Here is a 16,898-nt window from a genome sequence, read left to right as displayed (position 1 = left end):
TCAGGGCGCCTGGACCTGCGGATACAGCGTCACGCTGCCCGAGGGCTGGCCCGGAAGGGTTTCGGGCAGGCCGACATCCGACGGATATTCCGGTTCCTCTCCGGGGCTGGCGGGTGCCGGCGTCGCGGGCACCAGCGGCTCGGTCGGGCCGGGCGTCGCCGGGGTGATGACCAGCGGCGCAGGGGCCGCGACCGTGGCGGCGGTGGTGGATGCGGCGGCTTCGGTGATCGTGGCGGCGGCCGATGCGGTGGCGGCCGCCTCGGCCGGAACCGGCGACTCGGCCGCAAGCACCTGCGGCGGCAGCCGGGTGCCGCGCGCCGGCGGGCGGGTGCCGGCGATGGTGGCGGTCACCGCCGTCTGCGTCGCCGCGACCACCGGCGAGGCGCCGGTCACGTCGGCGATGCTGACGCCCGGGGCGAGGAACTCGACGGTCGTGACCTTCGGCTTCACCATATGCGCCAGTTCCCAGGCATCCCAGTTCGTCAGCCGCACGCAGCCATGCGACTGGTTCAGGAACAGCTGCGAAGGGGTGGCGGTTCCGTGGATGCCATAGGTCGGCTCGCTCAGGTCGATCCAGACATTGCCGACCGGGGCGTTCGGCCCCGGCGGGATGGTCAGCACACGGTCGTTCTTGCCCTGCTTGAAGTTGCGATGCGGGTTGTAGGTATAGGTCGGGTTCAGCGCCACCGCATCGACGGTGTGATTGCCGTGCGGCGAGGGCGTGTCGGCCGAGCCCACCGTGGCCGGATAATCCGCGACCAGATTGCCCTTGGCGTCATAGGCGGCGGCGCGGCGGGTCTGCTTGTCCACGATGATCCGGGTCACGCTGGCGCGAATCGGCTTGGCCGGAAGGGTGACATGGATGGTCTCGCCGGGCTGGAAAGCCGCGCCGGGATTGAGCTTGGCGAGGAATTTCTCGTCCATGTGGAAACGCTCGGCCAGCTTTTCCAGCACGTTCGTATACCCCTGCGAGGTCATCGCCGCCTTCCGGGCATAATCCGAGGGGATATTGTCCACGAGACCGGCCGCGTCCTCGTCGGTGATGGCGTAGTCCGCCGTCAGCGGCGACAGGCCATAGCCCTGCAGCAGATCCCAGACCGCATGATCCATGCGTCCGGTGGTCGCCAGCCCCGCGCGGCGCTGGAAGGCCTTGATGGCGCTTTCGCTCATGCCGCCGCGCCAGCCGTCCACCACGCCGGGCGAGATGCCCGAGCGGTCCAGCAGGATCTGCACCTTGGCGGTCAGCGCCGATTGGCCGGCGGGCAGGTCGCCGCCGTCATATTGCGCCTGCTCGATCTCGTCGCGGGTGACCGAGGTCAGCGCCCGGGGCTTGGGCGGCGCCACCGGCGCGATGACCGGCGGGGTGGTGGTCGGCGCGGTGGGCGCGGGCTGCGCCCAGCCGGGCGTCAGCGGCAGGAGAAGCGCCGCGCCGGTCAGCGCGAGGCGTGAAAAGAGGCCCGCCTTCGGGCGTGTCGGGAACATGCTCGGATCCGCTCTGGTTGCCTGTCGTGTTTGTCGTTTTGCCGCAGCTTTGGCCAAATGCGCCGGCCAAGGCAAGCAAGCGGCGGTCAACTCGGCTTGAACGGCGCCCTAGATCGTCGCGGTGAAGCGGTGGGTTTCCGGGAAATAGCGCCGGGTCAGCGAGACCGGCATGTTGCCCAGCCAGTCCAGACGCTCGAGCAGCAGCACCGGATCGGCCGGGGTCAGTTCCAGGGCCTGCGACACGAAGTCTTCGCCGGCGCGCGCGGCGGCCATGGCCATGCTGCCGCGGTTGATCGGCACATGGCCCAGCAGCCATTCGCAGGGGCTCATCTCCTCCAGCACCTCGCGGGTCAGGCCGGGGGTGGCGTAATTGTTGATCCAGCGCTCCTCGCAGCAGTAAAGCGCGCCGTCGGCGCTGAAGCGGGCCTGGACGCGCAGCAGCACGTCCTCGGTCCGAAGCAGCATCGCCTGGGCCACATCGGCCGGAGGAGAGCATTCCTGGCAATCCAGCAGGGCATAGCCATAGACCTTGCCCGAGGCCTCGATCTCGCGCCGCAGCAGGGTCCGCACCATCTGCACGCGCGGATGCTGCGCCACCCGGGTGCCGACCTTGCGCCGCCGTTCCAGCACGCCGCTTTGCGCCAGGGTCTGCAGCGCCCGGTTCACGGTGGCACGGGCGCAGCCGAATTCGGTCGCCAGCTCGGCCTCGGTCGGGATCAGGCTGCCCTCGGACCAATCGCCGTTCTGGATGCGGTTCAGAACCTCCTCCTGCACCGCCTGCCAGGTCATGTTCCTGCGCTTGCGCTCTTGTTCCTGCGCTGAAAGAGCCTGGGCCAGATGGCTGGGGAATCTGATCATTTTTATAGATTTATGGCTTTTTATGACGGGGGTTTCTCGACTCGATATGCCCGGTCCGACAGGCTCGGCTGAATGGCCGGGCGGCGCGCCGGCTGGCGGGGCCGACTGACCGGTTAACGCAAGTAAACACTTTGGTTCAGTTTTGATGGCAAATTTCCTTGGGGGTCAAGCGCAATTCCGGCGATAGGCGGGCTTCCCCCGGGTTGTTGACAATTCCGGAACCCGGCATGACAAGGCGAACGATCCACAAGAGGGTAAGCCCGTGTCGGAAGCTACGATGTTCCGCGGCCAAGGCGCCTCCGCCACGGCCTGGACGGTGCTGATCGCAATCAGCCTGTGCCACATGATCAACGACATCATGCAGTCCATGCTGGCGGCGATCTACCCGCTGCTGCAGCAGGAGTTCACGCTTTCCTACTGGCAGATCGGCCTGATGACCTTTGCCTTCCAGGTCACCGCCTCGCTCTTGCAGCCGGTGGTGGGCGCGGTCACCGACAAGAAGCCGATGCCGCGCTCGCTGGCCGTGGGCATGGGCTCGACCGTGTGCGGGGTGCTGTTGCTGGCCCTGGCGCATGAATACTGGGTGCTTCTGGCCGGGGCGATGCTGATCGGCGTCGGCTCGGCGGTGTTCCACCCGGAAAGTTCGCGCGTGGCGCGAATCGCTTCGGGCGGGCGCTTCGGCACCGCACAATCGCTGTTCCAGCTCGGCGGGAATTTCGGCCAGGCCCTGGGCCCGTTGCTGGCCGCCTTCATCGTCGTGCCGCTGGGCCGGCCATCGGTGGCGATCTTCTCGATCGCGGCGATGCTGGGCTCGGCGGTGCTGTGGCGCATCGGCACCTGGGCCGAGGGGCGGCGCAAGGCCGCCGGCGCGCGGGTCGCCGGGCCTTCGGCCTTTTCGCGGCGCCGGGTGGCGGTGGCGATCGTGGTCCTGGCGCTGCTGACCTTTACCAAGAACATCTACACCGCCAGCCTCTCGAGCTATTACACCTTCTTCCTGATCGAGAAATTCGGGCTGAGCACCCAGCAGGCGCAGGTCATGCTGTTCCTGTTCCTGGGCGGCATGGCCGGCGGCGTCATGCTGGGCGGGCTGGTCGGCGACCGGATCGGGCCGCTGAAGGTGATCTGGTTCTCGATCCTGGGCATCCTGCCCTTCACCCTGGCGCTGCCGCATGTCGGCCTGGCGACCACCGGGGTGCTGACGGTGATCATCGGGCTGATCCTGGCCTCGGCCTTTCCGGCCATCGTGGTCTTTGCCCAGGAGCTGGTGCCGGGCCGGACCGGGATGATCGCCGGGATCTTTTTCGGCTTCGCCTTCGGCATGGGCGGCATTGCCGCCGCGGTGCTGGGCGTGGTGGCGGATGCGAAGGGGATCGAATACGTCTATCAGATCTGCTCCTATCTGCCGCTGATGGGTCTGCTGACCATCTTCCTGCCGCGGATGGAGCGGTTGTAAGCTGCGGACCGGGGGCGCTGCCCCCGGACCCCCGGAGTATTTGGGAAACGGAGAAAAATGAGCAGGATCAAGGCAAAGCCCATCACCGCCGAGGCATTCGCTCCATTCGGCGAGCTGTTGACCCCGCGCGGGGCGCCCTCGAAGATGATCAATGCCGGGCGCTGCGAGCGGCATCACGCGCTGGCCACGGTCGAGCGCGGCGGCGGCGAGGCGATCATCTCGATCTTCCGCTCCGAGCCGGTAAGCCTGCCCTATGACTGCGCGCTGCTGGAGCGGCATCCGCTGGGCTCGCAGGCCTTCGTGCCGCTGGGGACCGATCCCTGGCTGTCGATCGTGGCGCCGGACGAAGGCGGGCGGCCGGGGGCGCCGATCGCCTTCCTGGTGCCGGCAGGCATGGGGGTGAATCTGCGTGCCGGAGTCTGGCATGGCGTGCTGACGCCGCTGGACCGTCCGGCGGATTTCCTGGTCGTGGACCGCGAGGGCGAGGGCGTGAACCTGGAAGAGGTCGAGATCGCCCCCGTCACCGTCGAGGCATGAGCCTTCCCGACTATTCCTTCGAGGCGACGGCGCTGCGCGGCGGCGCGCGCTTCGTGGCCGGCGTGGACGAGGTCGGGCGCGGGCCGCTGGCCGGGCCGGTGACGGCGGCGGCGGTGATCCTGGATGCCGCCTGCATCCCCGAAGGGCTGAACGATTCGAAGAAGCTGACCGCCAAGCGCCGCGAGGCGCTGGCCGAGCTGCTGATGGCGCGTTGCGACTGGGCCGTCGGCCATGCCAGCGTCGAGGAGATCGACGCGATGAACATCCTGCGCGCCTCGCATCTGGCGATGTGCCGGGCCATCGCCGGGCTGCGGCAGCGGCCCTGTCTGGTGCTGATCGACGGCAACATGCTGCCGCGCGAACTGGATCTGCCGGGGCAGGCGGTGGTGGGCGGCGACGGGCGCTGCCTGTCCATCGCCGCGGCCTCGATCCTGGCCAAACTGTTGCGCGATCGCATCATGGTGGATTTGGCGCAACAGCACCCCGGATACGGCTGGGAGGCGAATGCCGGTTATGCGACCGCGGCGCATCGCCAGGCGCTGCTAGATCTGGGCGTGACCCCATATCATAGGCGCAGCTTCGCCCCCGTCCACAACATCTTGTGTAAAGAAGAAACCACAAGCTGTTGATTCGAAAAAGAATTTGACGGCGAATCGGCTCTGACTCATTATCGGCCTCAGCAAATCGGCAACCCAATAGCCGAACCCCGAGGCAGTGATGACGAAACCTGATATCAAATCCCGCGCTGCGGCGCGAACCCTTCCGCTCAACCAGATTCTGGCCGGTGACTGCATCGAGATCATGAACGCGCTGCCCGAGGCCAGCGTCGATCTGATCTTTGCCGATCCGCCCTATAACCTGCAGCTCAAGGGCGAGCTGCACCGACCCGACAACAGCCGCGTCGATGCGGTGGACGACCATTGGGACCAGTTCTCGGGCTTCGCGGCCTATGACCGCTTCACCCGCGACTGGCTGGCGGCGGCCCGCCGCATTCTCAAGCCCGATGGCGCGATCTGGGTCATCGGCTCGTATCACAACATCTTCCGCGTCGGCGCCGAGCTGCAGAACCAGGGTTTCTGGATCCTGAACGACGTGGTCTGGCGCAAGGCCAATCCGATGCCGAACTTCCGCGGCAAGCGGCTGACCAACGCGCATGAGACGATGATCTGGGCCAGCAAGTCCGAGGGCGCGAAATACACCTTCAACTACGAGGCGCTGAAATCGCTGAACGAGGGCGTGCAGATGCGTTCCGACTGGGTGCTGCCGATCTGCACCGGCGGCGAGCGGCTGAAGGATGCCGGCGGCGCCAAGGCGCATCCGACCCAGAAGCCCGAGGCGTTGCTGCACCGCATCCTCGTCGGCTCGACCAATCCCGGCGACGTGGTGCTGGATCCGTTCTTCGGCACCGGCACCACCGGCGCCGTGGCCAAGATGCTGGGCCGCGACTTCATCGGCATCGAGCGCGAAGCCGCCTATCGCGCGGTGGCCGAGAAGCGCCTGGCCCGCATCCGCAAGTTCGACAGCGAGGCCATCGCCACCATCAAGCCCAAGCGCGCCGAGCCGCGCGTGCCCTTCGGCCAGGTGGTCGAGCGCGGCATGCTGCGCCCGGGCGAGGAGCTTTATTCGATGAACAACCGCCACAAGGCCAAGGTGCGCGCCGATGGCAGCCTGATCGGCAATGACGTGAAGGGCTCGATCCACCAGGTCGGCGCCGCGCTGGAGGGGGCGCCCAGCTGCAACGGCTGGACCTATTGGCATTTCCGGCGCGAGGGGCGGATGGTGCCCATCGACATCCTGCGCCAGCAGATCCGCGCCGAGATGGAGGCCGAGGAAGGCCGCGCCCACTGATCCCCAAGGTTTCGCCAAGTCCCGAAGCTCCGCGAGCTCTGGCGCGGCCGGGACCGCCTTGCCCCGTTCGGCCTTGTGCCGGGCGGGGCCTTTTTGGTTTTCCGGCCGGGTCTCGGAACTACAGCGCCCCGCGCGGCATCGGCAGCGCGCCGCGGTTATAGGGCTGCCAATCGGTGATCTCGGGATAGAACTGCCGCCGCCAGGCCCGGACGCGCGGGTTCATCCGCCGCCGCCACAAGGGCGGGACCATGGCCAGGAAGGTCATCGCCGGATAGCCCATCGGCAGTTGCGGCGCCTCTTCGTCGGAATAGGTCTGCAGCAGCGGAAAGCGCCGGTCGGGCTTGTAGTGATGGTCCGAATGGCGCTGCAGGTTGATCAGCAGCCAGTTGGTCGCGGTATGCGAAGAATTCCAGCTGTGCCGCGGCAGGACATGTTCGTAGCGCCCGTCGCCCAGATGCTTGCGGGTCAGGCCGTAATGCTCGACGTAATTGGTCAGTTCGAGCTGCCAGACGGCGACGAAGGCCTGCCAGAGGAACAGCAGCAGCCCCTGCCAGCCGCCGAGGATGAGGGCCAGCGCCAGCATGGCCAATTGCAGCGCGCCGTAACGCCAGAACGGGTTGCGGCGGTCGAATTTCGACCGGCCCGAGCGGGTCAGGCGCCGGGTCTCGGCCGTCCAGGCGCTTTTCGGGCATTCGACCAGCACGCGCAGGAAGAAGCGGAAGAAGCCCTCGTTGTAGCGGGCCGAGACCGCGTCGCGCGGCGTCGCCACCCAGGAATGATGCACCAGAAGGTGCTCGGTGCGGAAATGCGAATACAGCGTCGAGGCCAGCAGCAGGTCGCCCAGCCAGCGTTCCAGCTTGTTTCGCTGGTGCAGCAGCTCATGGGCATAGACGATGCCGATGGTGCCCGAGGCGACGCCGATGCCGAAGAACAGGCCGAGCTTTTCCCAGCCGGACAGGTCGCTGCGGGCGGCATACCAGATCGCGCCGAAAATCATCGCCGCCTGAATCGGGAACCAGATCACGGTGATGGCACGATACCAGATCAGCTGCGATTCCGGCGTCTCGGTGTCGGGGTTTTCCTGGTTCAGGCCCAGCACCGCGTCCAGCATGGTCATCAGATACCAGGCATAAAGCGGCATCAGCGCGAACCACCAGCCGCCGAGCCGCGCGGCAAGCAGGGCCAGCGGCACCATGCCGAGGGAAAGCCAGAAGGGCAGGGCGTCGATCAGGCGGGCGCGGAACGCGGTTTGCATGGGTGCAACCATCACGGCTTTTGCTGTGGCTTGCCATGGCGACGCGGTGTCGCGGGGCGGGCTGTTTCGGAACGGTCCTTGGCGAGCGACCAGGCCTTGCGCATCAGCCCCGGCAGGGCGTCGGGGCGGAAAGCGCCAAGCGGGGTCAGGCTGCCGCGTTCCGGCGCCGCGGTCAAGCGGGCGCTCATCACCGTCAGGTCCAGCGCGAAATGGGTGAAGACATGGCGGACAAGGCCGATCTCCTGCCAGTCGGCGCGGGCGGGCGGCGGCTGGTGCGAGCCGTCCCAGCCGGTCGAGGGAAAGGCCAGCGTGCCGCCCAGCAGGCCCTTGTCGGGCCGGGTCTCGACCAGCACCGCGCCCTCGGCAAAGCCGATCCAGACCGTGCCCCGGCGCAGCGGCTTGGGTTTCTTCGGCGCCTTGCGCGGCAGTTCGGCGGCAATGCCCTGCGCCCGGGCGGCGCAATGCGGGATGATCGGGCAAATGCCGCAGGCCGGGCTGCGCGGCGTGCAGATCGTCGCGCCCAGATCCATCATGGCCTGGGCGAAATCGCCCGGCCGCCGGTCGGGGGTCAGGCTGCCGGCCAGCGCCACCAGTTCCGGCTTGGCGGCGGGCAGCGGCGTTCCGACCGCGAAAAGCCGGGCCACCACGCGTTCGACATTGCCGTCCACCACCGTCTCGGGCCGGTCGAAGGCGATGGCGGCGATGGCGGCCGAGGTATAGGCGCCGATGCCGGGCAGCGCCGCCAGCCCCGCGCGCGTGTCGGGGAATGCGCCCAGGGCGGCGACGGCGCGGGCGCAGGCCACCAGGTTGCGGGCGCGGGCGTAATAGCCGAGCCCGGCCCATTCCGCCATCACCTGCGCATCCTCGGCCGCGGCGAGGTCGTGGACCGTGGGCCAGAGGCTGGTGAAACGCTCGAAATAGGCTTTCACCGCCGCGACGGTGGTCTGTTGCAGCATCACCTCGGACAGCCAGACGCGATAGGGGTCGGCGCGGCCTTGTCCGGGCGCCACCCGCCAGGGCAGCGCGCGGGCATGGCGGTCGTACCAAGCCAGCAGCTCGGTGGGGATCACCTTCGGGTCACGCAATTTTCAGCCTCGTTCAGCTTCGTCTCTCTGGCGTCCGGGCGCGTCGCGGTCCAGACTGCGGCGCAGATAAACCATATGGTTGCCCGATGGCCCAGAAGAAACCCGAGACCCAGCCCCGCCGCCGGATGCGCGGCTTCGAGGCCGCGGCGCAACTGGTTGCGCAGCGGGTGAAGACCGTGGGCGAGGGGCGGGGTTTCGCGGTGGCCCGGCTGCTGACGCATTGGCAGGAGGTGGTCGGCGCCGAGCTTGCCGCCCATACCCGCCCGGTCCGGATCAGCCATGGCAAGGGGTTCGGTGCCACGCTGACGCTGCTGGTGCCGGGCGCGCATGCGCCGCTGGTCGCCATGCAAGTGGACCAGATCCGCGCCCGGGTGAATGCCTGCTACGGCTTCAACGCCGTCTCGCGCATCGTGCTGACCCAGACCGCGCCGATCGGCTTTGCGGAGGGCCAGGCCGAGTTCACCGCCGCGCCGCGCCGTTCCGCCGCGCCCGATCCGCAGAAGCTCGCCCAGGCCGAGGACATCGCCTCGGGCTTCGACAATCCCGCGCTGTCCGCCGCCATGCGGCGGCTGGCACTGAACATCCTGTCCCGCCGGGACGTCAACGACCGAAAGGCCAATCCATGATGCTGCTTCGCCGTTCTCTGATCGCCGCCGCCACGGCCGCGCTGACCGTCTCTGCGCTGCCCGCGTTGGCGCAAGAGGCGAAACCCGCCGACAACGCCCAGACCGCCGAGCAGATGCCCGAGGGCAAGGTCCTGCCCGACATCGCCCTGGGCCAGGAAGACGCGCCGGTGACGATCATCGAATATGCCAGCTTCACCTGCAGCCATTGCGCGGCCTTCCATGCCGAGAACCTGCCGAAGCTGAAGGCCGAATATGTCGATACCGGCAAGGTGAAATTCATCCAGCGCGACGTCTATTTCGATGCCGTGGGCCTGTGGGCCGGGATCCTGGCGCGCTGCGGCGGCGACGACAAGTATTATGCCGTCTCGGACCTGATCTTCGACGACCAGAAGCAATGGCTGGACGCCAAGTCCGGCGACGAGATCGCCGCCAATCTGCGCAAGATCGGCGCCAAGGCCGGCATGACCACAGAACAGATGGATGCCTGCTGGAACGACAAGCAGAAGGTCGCGGACCTGGTCACCACCTTCCAGACCAATGCCACCGCCGATCAGATCGAGGGCACGCCCACCTTCATCATCGCCGGCGAAAAGATCCAGAACCAGCCTTGGGACGAGCTGAAGAAGATCATCGACGCCAAGCTGGCCGAGAAGGGCTGAGCCTTTGCCCGGCGGCGCGGTCGCCGGGGTATTTGGAAAACGGTGAAGGCGCCGGGCACGGGCTTGCGGCGTCTTTCACAGTCCCAGCGCCTCCAGACGGTCAGTCAGCGGCGCCGGGTCGTCGAGCTGCAGCCGCACCGGCAACGCCAGCACCCTGGGCCGGAAGCTGCGCGGCAGCCGCGCGGCGTCCTTTTCCGTGGTCACCATCTGCGCGCCGAGCAGCCGCGATTCGGCCTCCAGCCGGGTCAGCAATTGCGGGGTGAAGGGCTGGTGATCCTCGAGCGCCTCGGCGCGCACCACCTCGGCGCCGAGGCCGCGCAGGGTGGCGAAGAATTTCTCGGGATGACCGATGCCGGCAAAAGCCAGGACGCGTTGGCCCTGCCAGTCCATGCCGGTCTGCAGCGGCGCCAGTTGCCCGGTCAGATGCGGCAGCGCCAGCCGCCGCCCCCATAGGGCGGCGAAGCGCGCCTGAGCCGCGGCATCGCCGATCGACAGCAGCAGGTCGGCGCGGGCCAGGCCGCGGTCCATCGGTTCGCGCAGCGGTCCGGCGGGCAGGCAGAAGCCGTTGCCGAAGCCCTTGGCCGCATCGACCACCACCAGCGACAGGTCATGCGCCAGCGCCGGGTCCTGGAAGCCGTCGTCGAGCAGGATCGCCCGCGCCCCGGCCCCGACCGCCGCCCGCGCCCCCGCCAGCCGGTCGTCGGCGACCCAGACCGGCGCGAAGGCCGCCATCAGCAGCGGCTCGTCCCCGACCTCGGCGGCCCGGTGGCGCGATTCCTGGACCCGCAATGGCCCCTTTTCGCTGCCGCCATAGCCGCGCGAGACGATATGCACCGCCACGCCGCGCGCCTGCAGAAGCTGGGCCAGCATGATCGCGGTCGGGGTCTTGCCGGTGCCGCCGGCGTTCAGGTTGCCGACGCAGATCACCGGCACGCCCGGCCGGATGCGCGGCCCGCGCGCCAGGCGCCGGGCGGTGGCGGCGGCGTAAAGCGCGCCCAGCGGCGCCAGCAGCCGCGCCGTAAGGCCCGGCGGGCGGAACCAGAAATCGGGGGCGCGGCGGCTCATGCGGCGGGCTCCATCGCCTCGAGCACGGTGTCGGCGATGCGGCGCAGCACCGCGGCGCCGCCGGTGCTGACCGACCAGGCGTTGCCGGCCAGCATCGCCGCCTGGTCCGGCGCCGTCAGGTCGGCCACCGCCCGCGAGAGCGCCTGCGCATCGGTGACCAGCCGGGCGGCCGAGGCGCCGTCGAGCTGCATCCATTCCGGCCCATGCGGGTCGGTGATCGGGCCGTGGATGATGGCCGAGCCGAGCGCCGCCGGCTCGAACGGGTGGCGTGGCGCGAGGCCCGGGCCGGGCAGCAGCGTGCCGCCCATGAAACAGACCGGCGCCAGCCGGTACCACAGCCCCAGCTCATGCGTGTCCTCGGCGATCAGCACGTGGTCGTCGGGCGAGGGGTCGTCATCCTCGGAACGCAGCACCGAGGCAAGGCCCAGGGCCTCGGCCTCGGCCTGGATCCCGGGGATGGTCTCGGGGGGCAGCCCGGCCAGGATCAGCAGCGCGCGGTGGTTGTGATGCAGCATGGCCTGATGCGCGGCCAGCGCTGCACCGGCCTCGGGCAGGGTGGGGGCGGCGGCCAGCCAGATGTGGCGGCCGGCGAGGATATGGGCCAGGGCACGCCGCTCGGCCTCGTTGGCGCCGAGCGGCGCGCGGGTCTCCGTCACCGGGCCGGTCAGCTCGATCCGGTCGGGCGGCGCACCCAGTTGCCGCGCGGCCGCGCCGGCGGTCAGGTCGGGGGCGAGGATGCGGGTGATCCTGCCCATCAGTCCACGATTGATGGCGCCGCGCCACGAACCGCGGCGGGTATAGGCGACCAGCCGCGCCTCGGACAGGATCACCGGCAGTCCCGCATCGGCCATGCCGGCGATCAGCGAGGCCGGAAGCTGGTCGCCGAGGATCAGCAGCACGCGCGGCGACAGGGCCTGGATGACCTCGCGGGCGGCGCCCGGATCGGTGGGGCGGGGCAGGGCGACGGCGGGCAGGCCGGCCGGCAGCGCATCCGGCGGCGGCGCCGCGCCGGTGAAGGCGAAGCGCAGCCCCGGCCGGCGGGCCAGCATCACCTTGAGCAGCGCGCCGAGGGGCGGGGGCTCCTCGCCCCGTTCCGAGAGATGCACCATGACCAGCGGTCCGGCGCCCGGCGGCGGCTCGAAGGGTTGGGCCTGTCCGCTGCCAATCGCCGCCCGTCGCCGCAGATGCAGCCAAAGCGCCAGGGACGCGGTGGCCTGAAAGGGGAGCATCGCGATTCGCTTGCGCTCAGCTGCCCAGCTCCTCGGTCGGGCTCACCTCCCGCTCCTCGTCGCGCAGACGGTGCAGATGGGCGATGAAATAGCGGGTATGGGCGCTGTCCACGGTGCGCTGCGCCTCGGATTTCCAGGCGGCATGCGCTTCGGCATAGTTCGGATAGACGCCGACGATGTGGATGTCTTTGGTGTCGCGGAATTCGGTGCGGGTGGGATCGACAAGCTCGCCGCCGAAAACGAGGTGAAGGCGCTGCGCCATCATGGTCTCCTGGGTTCGGATTTTCGGCGCGACCCTAGCCGAGGTAAACCGGCGAACCAAGGAGATTTGTTTAAAATGGACCGCTGTTGACATTTGCGACGAATCGACAGCCGGAGTAAGCAGGGAAGGCCGATAGAGGGAACCATCCCCGGATTGCCCAATCGTGGTGGTGAGGGTGTTTCGGGTGGCCGGGAAGGGCGAACCGGTGCGCTTTTCCTGCCCTCTTTCTGCGATCGCGGGTGGCTGTCCACAGATGGCCGCCTGCGGTCTCGTTTCTGCCGGGCGCAATCTGCGGGTGAAGGCAGGGCAAGAATTTCGCGCTTATTTGACATATGGGACGGGCAGGGTGGTGCGGGCGGCGGGACTCGAACCCGCACAGGCTTGCGCCCCAGGGAGTTTAAGTCCCATGCGTCTACCATTCCGCCACGCCCGCGCCGGGGGATTGGCTAGCCGGCGCGGTGGAGATTGGCAAGCCTTGGCGCGGGCAGGGCGGCCGCAATGCGCCCGGCGGAACCGTCGAAGACCGGCTTTTGGATCGGCGGCGGCTGACGCATGGGGCGCGTCAGGTCTCGGCCCGGATATCCGCGGCGACGTTTTGCCGTGCAGCGCGCGGGTGGCGCATGCCGGGGCGGCGCGCGTTGGGTGACCGACCGGTCGCGCGCAACAGGCCGCCGCCTGCACGGCAGGGCCGCCATGGCGGGTTCCGGACATTCCTTGAACCGCCACAGCCGGCCCTCCTTGCGCCCGGGCTTCGGCTGTAGGGAGCCCGCGTTTCAGTAACTGCGCGTCGGCCGGTCGAAGACCTTGCGGCCCAGCAGCGAGCCGACCAGATCGACCATCAGCTTGGCGGTGCGGCCGCGCTCGTCCAGGAACGGGTTCAGCTCGACCAGGTCCAGCGAGGTCATCAGCCCGCTTTCATGCAGCAGTTCGCAGACCAGATGCGCCTCGCGGAAGGTGGTGCCGCCGGGGACGGTGGTGCCGACGGCCGGCGCGATCGAGGGATCGAGGAAGTCCACGTCCAGCGAGACGTGCAGCAGCCCGTTTTCCTGCCGCACCCGGTCGAGGAATTCGCGCAGCGGCGCGACGATGCCGCGCTCGTCCAGAACGCGCATGTCGTTCACCACGATCTCGGTCTCGCGCAGCGCGGCGGATTCGGCGGCGTCCACGCTGCGGATCCCGAACATGCAGATGTTCCGAGGCGGGATCGGCGCCGGGAAGGCGGGGAAGGCGTCGAAGCCCGGCCGGCCCGCGGCATAGGCCAGCGGCGTGCCGTGCAGGTTGCCCGATTGGGTGGTCTCGACGGTGTGGAAATCGCTATGCGCGTCCAGCCACAGCACGAATTGCGGCCGGCCCGCCGCATGGGCATGCGCGGCCACCCCGGCCAGCGTCCCCAGCGCCAGCGCATGGTCGCCGCCCAGAAAGATCGGCATGCCCTCCTCCATCGCCGCGCAGCCGGCGGCGCGCAGCGTCTCGGTCCAGGCGATGATCTCGGGCAGGTGATGCACGGCGGGGTTGGCGCAGCTCTGGCCGCGGCCGGGGGCGGGCCGCAGATCGCCGCGATCCTCGACCGTGTGCCCCAGCCCGGCCAGGGTCGCGGTCAGCCCGGCCACGCGATAGGCGGCGGGGCCCATCAGACAGCCGGGCCGCCGCTGGCCCTCGTCCACCGGGGCGCCGATCAGGATGCAATGGGTCATGTTGGCCTCTGCGCTTGTCGGTCGGGATGTGCGCGATCATGCCCTTGCCCGGCGGCGGAAGTCCACCGTCCACGTCAGCGGCGCCAGCCCTGCCTTAGCCGCGGATGCCCTTGAACCGCTCCTGCCATTCGTCGCGCTGCTCGTCGCTGATCTTGGCGAACAGCACCTCGGGCACGGTGAAGCCATGGCCGGCCGGCAACGCCTGCAGCGCGGCGCGGACATCATCGGGCCAGTCGCGGTCGTTGCTGCGCATGGCCGCCAGCATCGCATCCGCCGCGAAGGGGATGAAGGGCGCCGACAGCACGGCATAGAGCCGGATCAGGTTCAGTCCCAGACGGACCTGCATCGCCGCCCTGTCGGGATCGGTCTTGAAGGTGGACCAGGGCGCGGTCGATTGCAGGTATTCGTTGCCCAGAACCCAGATCGCGCGCAGTTCCGCCGCCGCCTTGCGGACCTCGACATGGTCCATGAAACCCTCATAGGCGCGGATGCGGGTGGTCAGCGCCTCGACCAGCGCCTCCTCCTCGGGGCCGTAGCTGCCGCCCTCGGGGATGGTCTCGCCGAACTTGCTGCGGCAGAACTTGGTGATGCGGCTGACGAAATTGCCCAGCACGTCGGCCAGATCCTTGTTCACCGATTGCTGGAAATTCTCCCAGGTGAACTCGCTGTCGCCCGATTCCGGGGCGTGCGACAGCAGCCACCAGCGCCAGTAATCGGCGGGCAGGATCGACAGCGCCTGGTCCATGAACACGCCGCGGCCCTGGCTGGTCGAGAACTGGCCGCCGTCATAGGTCAGGTAGTTGAAGCTCTTGATGTAATCGACCAGCTTCCACGGCTCGCCCGAGCCGATGATCGTGGCCGGGAAGCTGAGGGTGTGGAAGGGCACGTTGTCCTTGCCCATGAACTGGGTATAGGTCACGTCCTCGGCGCCCTCGTCCAGCCGCCACCAGCGGCGCCAGGCGCTGTCTGGTTCGCCGCGCTTGTCGGCACCCTCGGCGGTGGCGGCGATATATTCGATGGGCGCGTCGAACCAGACGTAGAAGACCTTGCCTTCCATCCCCGGCCAGGGCCGGTCGCCCTTCTTCACCGGGATGCCCCAGTCCAGGTCGCGGGTGATGCCGCGGTCCTGCAGCCCGTCGCCGTCGTTCAGCCATTTCCGGGCGATCGAAGTGGTCAGGATCGGCCAGTCGGCCTTGCTGTCGATCCAGGCGGCGATCCGGTCCTTCAGCGCGCGCTGGCGCAGATAGAGGTGCTTCGTTGCCCGCACCTCCAGGTTGGTCGAGCCGCTGATGGCGCTGCGCGGCTCGATCAGGTCGGTCGGGTCCAGCTGCTTGGTGCAGTTCTCGCACTGGTCGCCGCGCGCCTTGTCATAGCCGCAATTCGGGCAGGTGCCCTCGATATAGCGGTCGGGCAGGAAGCGGCCGTCGTCGATCGAATAGACCTGCTTTTCCTCGACCTCGGAGATCCAGCCGTTTTCGTCCAGCTTGCCGGCGAAATGCTGGGTCAGCACATGGTTGCGCTCGCTGGACGACCGGCCGAAATGGTCGAAGGACAGGCCGAAGTTGCGGGCGATCTCGGCCTGGATCTCGTGCATCTCGGCGCAATAGACAGGCACCGGCTTGCCGGCCTTGGCCGCGGCCAGCTCGGCGGGGGTGCCATGCTCGTCGGTGGCGCAGATGAACATCACCTCATGCTCGCGGCCCCGCAGGTAGCGGGCATAAAGATCCGCCGGAAGCTGCGAGCCGACGAGATTGCCGAGGTGCTTGATCCCGTTGATGTAAGGGATCGCCGAGGTGATGAGATGCCGGGCCATATGCGGATCCTGTAAGGTTCGTCGCCCGTATTTAGCCATCGGATCGGGTGAAGGCCAGCGTCCATAGGCCGCCGATCCAGACGCAGGCCACGTCGACCGTCATGGCGGGCCGCAGTATCGGGATGCCGTATCGAGGTGCCGTCGGCGGCACCTGTCGTCTCCGAAGGGCGGTCAGTCGCCCAGCCGTTCCAGCAGCAACGCCCTGGCCACCGTGTCCGCCACCCGGGCGCTGAGCGGCAGGGCGGCGCGGCGGATCTCGGCGACCGGAACCCAGCGCGCGTCCAGCGCGTCATCCGCCGCCGCCGGCACGCCCGAGACATAGTCGCAGCGCACCGCAGCCAGCAGGAAGTGAAAGCGCAGGGCGCCGTCCGGCCCGCACTCGATCACGTCGATATTGTCGATATAGGCCCTTGGCCGGGCGATGACGCCGGTTTCCTCGGCCAGTTCGCGGGCGGCGGCCTGCAGCGCCGTCTCGCCCGGCTCGACATGGCCGCCGGGGAAACCCCAAAGCCCGGCATCGGGAGGGTTGCGGCGTTGCACCAGCAGCACGCGGGTCATGTCGCCCGAGCCGTCCAGCGTCACGGCCAGCGCGGCAAGCCGGGGGAATCCCACCTCAGCGACGGCGGTCGCGGCGCGAGCTCATCGGCTGGAAGGCCACGCCGACATGCGCCTCGCAATAGGGTTTGCCGGGGGCCGACGGCAGGCCGCAGAACCAGAACTTGTCGGTCGCCGGGTCGCCGATCGGCCATTTGCAGGTGCGCTCGGTCAGTTCCATCAGCGTCAGCTTGCGGGCGCGCTTCTCGACCTCGCGGACCGAGGCCAGCGCCTCGGGGCTGATCTCATTGGCCGAGGGCTGCGGCGGCAGCGGCTGGCCGGCCGGCACGATGGACCGACGGTTGAAGCTGGGCTGCGGCGCCGCCGCTGCCGGTTCCGGGGCGGGCTCGGGGGCCGTCGCGGGTTTGGGCTGCGGCGCCGGCGCGGCCGGCGCGGCGCGCGCCATCATGACCACCGACACCTTCCCGAAAGGCGCCG

17 protein-coding genes and 1 tRNA gene are annotated in these 16,898 nt (G+C 68.9%); 6 read left to right on the top strand and 12 right to left on the bottom strand.

What is annotated here, in order from left to right; genetic code table 11:
- The gene (locus tag ACFOMP_RS14380; protein ID WP_379031726.1) at positions 1-1,482 is read right to left on the bottom strand and encodes a L,D-transpeptidase family protein; all 1,482 of its coding nucleotides are present in this window, start codon (positions 1,480-1,482) and stop codon (positions 1-3) included.
- A gap of 108 nt (positions 1,483-1,590) precedes the next feature.
- Complete coding sequence (locus tag ACFOMP_RS14375; RefSeq protein ID WP_289894220.1) at positions 1,591-2,340, bottom strand: GntR family transcriptional regulator; 750 nt, start codon at positions 2,338-2,340, stop codon at positions 1,591-1,593.
- A gap of 277 nt (positions 2,341-2,617) precedes the next feature.
- Between ACFOMP_RS14375 and ACFOMP_RS14370 the strand changes: the two genes are divergently transcribed.
- The 4 genes from ACFOMP_RS14370 to ACFOMP_RS14355 all read left to right on the top strand — a co-directional run bounded on the left by ACFOMP_RS14370 (position 2,618) and on the right by ACFOMP_RS14355 (position 6,178).
- Entirely contained in the window at positions 2,618-3,793 is a 1,176-nt protein-coding gene (locus ACFOMP_RS14370; protein WP_289894219.1) for an MFS transporter, read from the top strand.
- A gap of 57 nt (positions 3,794-3,850) precedes the next feature.
- On the top strand, positions 3,851-4,330 hold the full coding sequence (locus tag ACFOMP_RS14365; RefSeq protein ID WP_379031722.1) for an ureidoglycolate lyase: 480 nt from the start codon (positions 3,851-3,853) through the stop codon (positions 4,328-4,330).
- The gene (locus ACFOMP_RS14360) at positions 4,327-4,959 is read left to right on the top strand and encodes a ribonuclease HII (protein WP_289894217.1); all 633 of its coding nucleotides are present in this window, start codon (positions 4,327-4,329) and stop codon (positions 4,957-4,959) included. The genes ACFOMP_RS14365 and ACFOMP_RS14360 overlap by 4 nt, the downstream gene beginning before the upstream one ends.
- Before the next feature lie 88 nt (positions 4,960-5,047).
- Positions 5,048-6,178 (top strand): site-specific DNA-methyltransferase, encoded by a 1,131-nt coding sequence (locus tag ACFOMP_RS14355; RefSeq protein ID WP_289894216.1) that lies wholly within the window; start codon positions 5,048-5,050, stop codon positions 6,176-6,178.
- A gap of 118 nt (positions 6,179-6,296) precedes the next feature.
- On the opposite strand, the gene ACFOMP_RS14350 is transcribed toward ACFOMP_RS14355, so the two are convergent.
- Complete coding sequence (locus ACFOMP_RS14350; protein WP_379031718.1) at positions 6,297-7,433, bottom strand: alkane 1-monooxygenase; 1,137 nt, start codon at positions 7,431-7,433, stop codon at positions 6,297-6,299.
- 11 nt (positions 7,434-7,444) lie between these two features.
- A complete protein-coding gene (locus ACFOMP_RS14345) occupies positions 7,445-8,518 on the bottom strand; it encodes an A/G-specific adenine glycosylase (protein ID WP_379031715.1) in 1,074 nt (357 codons plus the stop codon).
- A gap of 86 nt (positions 8,519-8,604) precedes the next feature.
- On the opposite strand from ACFOMP_RS14345, the gene ACFOMP_RS14340 reads away from it, so the two are divergent.
- Together ACFOMP_RS14340 and ACFOMP_RS14335 are read left to right on the top strand one after the other, a co-directional pair.
- Positions 8,605-9,144 carry a DUF721 domain-containing protein gene (locus tag ACFOMP_RS14340; RefSeq protein WP_289894213.1) on the top strand — a complete coding sequence of 180 codons (540 nt, stop codon included), beginning with the start codon at positions 8,605-8,607 and terminating at the stop codon, positions 9,142-9,144.
- Entirely contained in the window at positions 9,141-9,803 is a 663-nt protein-coding gene (locus ACFOMP_RS14335) for a DsbA family protein (RefSeq protein WP_289894212.1), read from the top strand. Before ACFOMP_RS14340 ends, ACFOMP_RS14335 begins: the two co-directional genes overlap by 4 nt.
- A gap of 75 nt (positions 9,804-9,878) precedes the next feature.
- Here ACFOMP_RS14335 and lpxK read toward each other — a convergent pair whose 3' ends face one another.
- From lpxK to ACFOMP_RS14295, 8 genes are all read right to left on the bottom strand, one after another.
- Complete coding sequence (gene lpxK / locus ACFOMP_RS14330) at positions 9,879-10,868, bottom strand: tetraacyldisaccharide 4'-kinase (protein WP_379031712.1); 990 nt, start codon at positions 10,866-10,868, stop codon at positions 9,879-9,881.
- Positions 10,865-12,097 carry a 3-deoxy-D-manno-octulosonic acid transferase gene (locus ACFOMP_RS14325; RefSeq protein WP_289894210.1) on the bottom strand — a complete coding sequence of 411 codons (1,233 nt, stop codon included), beginning with the start codon at positions 12,095-12,097 and terminating at the stop codon, positions 10,865-10,867. The genes lpxK and ACFOMP_RS14325 overlap by 4 nt, the downstream gene beginning before the upstream one ends.
- 16 nt (positions 12,098-12,113) lie before the next feature.
- Positions 12,114-12,359: a DUF4170 domain-containing protein gene (locus ACFOMP_RS14320; RefSeq protein ID WP_379031708.1), complete on the bottom strand. Its 246-nt coding sequence runs from the start codon at positions 12,357-12,359 to the stop codon at positions 12,114-12,116.
- 347 nt (positions 12,360-12,706) lie between these two features.
- Positions 12,707-12,792 (bottom strand) — tRNA-Leu (locus ACFOMP_RS14315).
- A gap of 340 nt (positions 12,793-13,132) precedes the next feature.
- Positions 13,133-14,053 (bottom strand): arginase, encoded by a 921-nt coding sequence (rocF, locus tag ACFOMP_RS14310; RefSeq protein WP_379031705.1) that lies wholly within the window; start codon positions 14,051-14,053, stop codon positions 13,133-13,135.
- A 94-nt stretch (positions 14,054-14,147) separates the two neighbouring features.
- A complete protein-coding gene (gene metG / locus ACFOMP_RS14305; RefSeq protein WP_289894207.1) occupies positions 14,148-15,866 on the bottom strand; it encodes a methionine--tRNA ligase in 1,719 nt (572 codons plus the stop codon).
- 171 nt (positions 15,867-16,037) lie between these two features.
- Complete coding sequence (locus ACFOMP_RS14300) at positions 16,038-16,478, bottom strand: NUDIX hydrolase (RefSeq protein WP_379031702.1); 441 nt, start codon at positions 16,476-16,478, stop codon at positions 16,038-16,040.
- Between the two features lies 1 nt (position 16,479).
- Positions 16,480-16,898, bottom strand: a 419-nt coding sequence (locus ACFOMP_RS14295; RefSeq protein WP_379031699.1) for a GcrA family cell cycle regulator, incomplete at its 5' end; no start/stop codon positions are given.

This window comes from Paracoccus simplex, assembly GCF_042648325.1.
GTDB lineage: Bacteria > Pseudomonadota > Alphaproteobacteria > Rhodobacterales > Rhodobacteraceae > Paracoccus > Paracoccus simplex.
The sequence above is the reverse complement of the archived record's forward strand: the minus strand, read 5'-3'. Positions and strand labels throughout refer to the sequence as shown.

Bases quoted from the DNA above. Each gene is read 5' to 3' on its own strand.
- ACFOMP_RS14370 (WP_289894219.1), top strand. From the start codon at position 2,618: ATGTTCCGCGGCCAAGGCGCCTCCGCCACGGCCTGGACGGTGCTGATC.
- ACFOMP_RS14325 (WP_289894210.1), bottom strand. From the start codon at position 12,097: ATGCTCCCCTTTCAGGCCACCGCGTCCCTGGCGCTTTGGCTGCATCTG.
- ACFOMP_RS14355 (WP_289894216.1), top strand. From the start codon at position 5,048: ATGACGAAACCTGATATCAAATCCCGCGCTGCGGCGCGAACCCTTCCG.
- ACFOMP_RS14335 (WP_289894212.1), top strand. From the start codon at position 9,141: ATGATGCTGCTTCGCCGTTCTCTGATCGCCGCCGCCACGGCCGCGCTG.
- ACFOMP_RS14350 (WP_379031718.1), bottom strand. From the start codon at position 7,433: ATGCAAACCGCGTTCCGCGCCCGCCTGATCGACGCCCTGCCCTTCTGG.
- rocF (WP_379031705.1), bottom strand. From the start codon at position 14,053: ATGACCCATTGCATCCTGATCGGCGCCCCGGTGGACGAGGGCCAGCGG.
- lpxK (WP_379031712.1), bottom strand. From the start codon at position 10,868: ATGAGCCGCCGCGCCCCCGATTTCTGGTTCCGCCCGCCGGGCCTTACG.
- ACFOMP_RS14360 (WP_289894217.1), top strand. From the start codon at position 4,327: ATGAGCCTTCCCGACTATTCCTTCGAGGCGACGGCGCTGCGCGGCGGC.
- ACFOMP_RS14375 (WP_289894220.1), bottom strand. From the start codon at position 2,340: ATGATCAGATTCCCCAGCCATCTGGCCCAGGCTCTTTCAGCGCAGGAA.
- ACFOMP_RS14320 (WP_379031708.1), bottom strand. From the start codon at position 12,359: ATGGCGCAGCGCCTTCACCTCGTTTTCGGCGGCGAGCTTGTCGATCCC.
- ACFOMP_RS14380 (WP_379031726.1), bottom strand. From the start codon at position 1,482: ATGTTCCCGACACGCCCGAAGGCGGGCCTCTTTTCACGCCTCGCGCTG.
- metG (WP_289894207.1), bottom strand. From the start codon at position 15,866: ATGGCCCGGCATCTCATCACCTCGGCGATCCCTTACATCAACGGGATC.
- ACFOMP_RS14340 (WP_289894213.1), top strand. From the start codon at position 8,605: ATGGCCCAGAAGAAACCCGAGACCCAGCCCCGCCGCCGGATGCGCGGC.
- ACFOMP_RS14365 (WP_379031722.1), top strand. From the start codon at position 3,851: ATGAGCAGGATCAAGGCAAAGCCCATCACCGCCGAGGCATTCGCTCCA.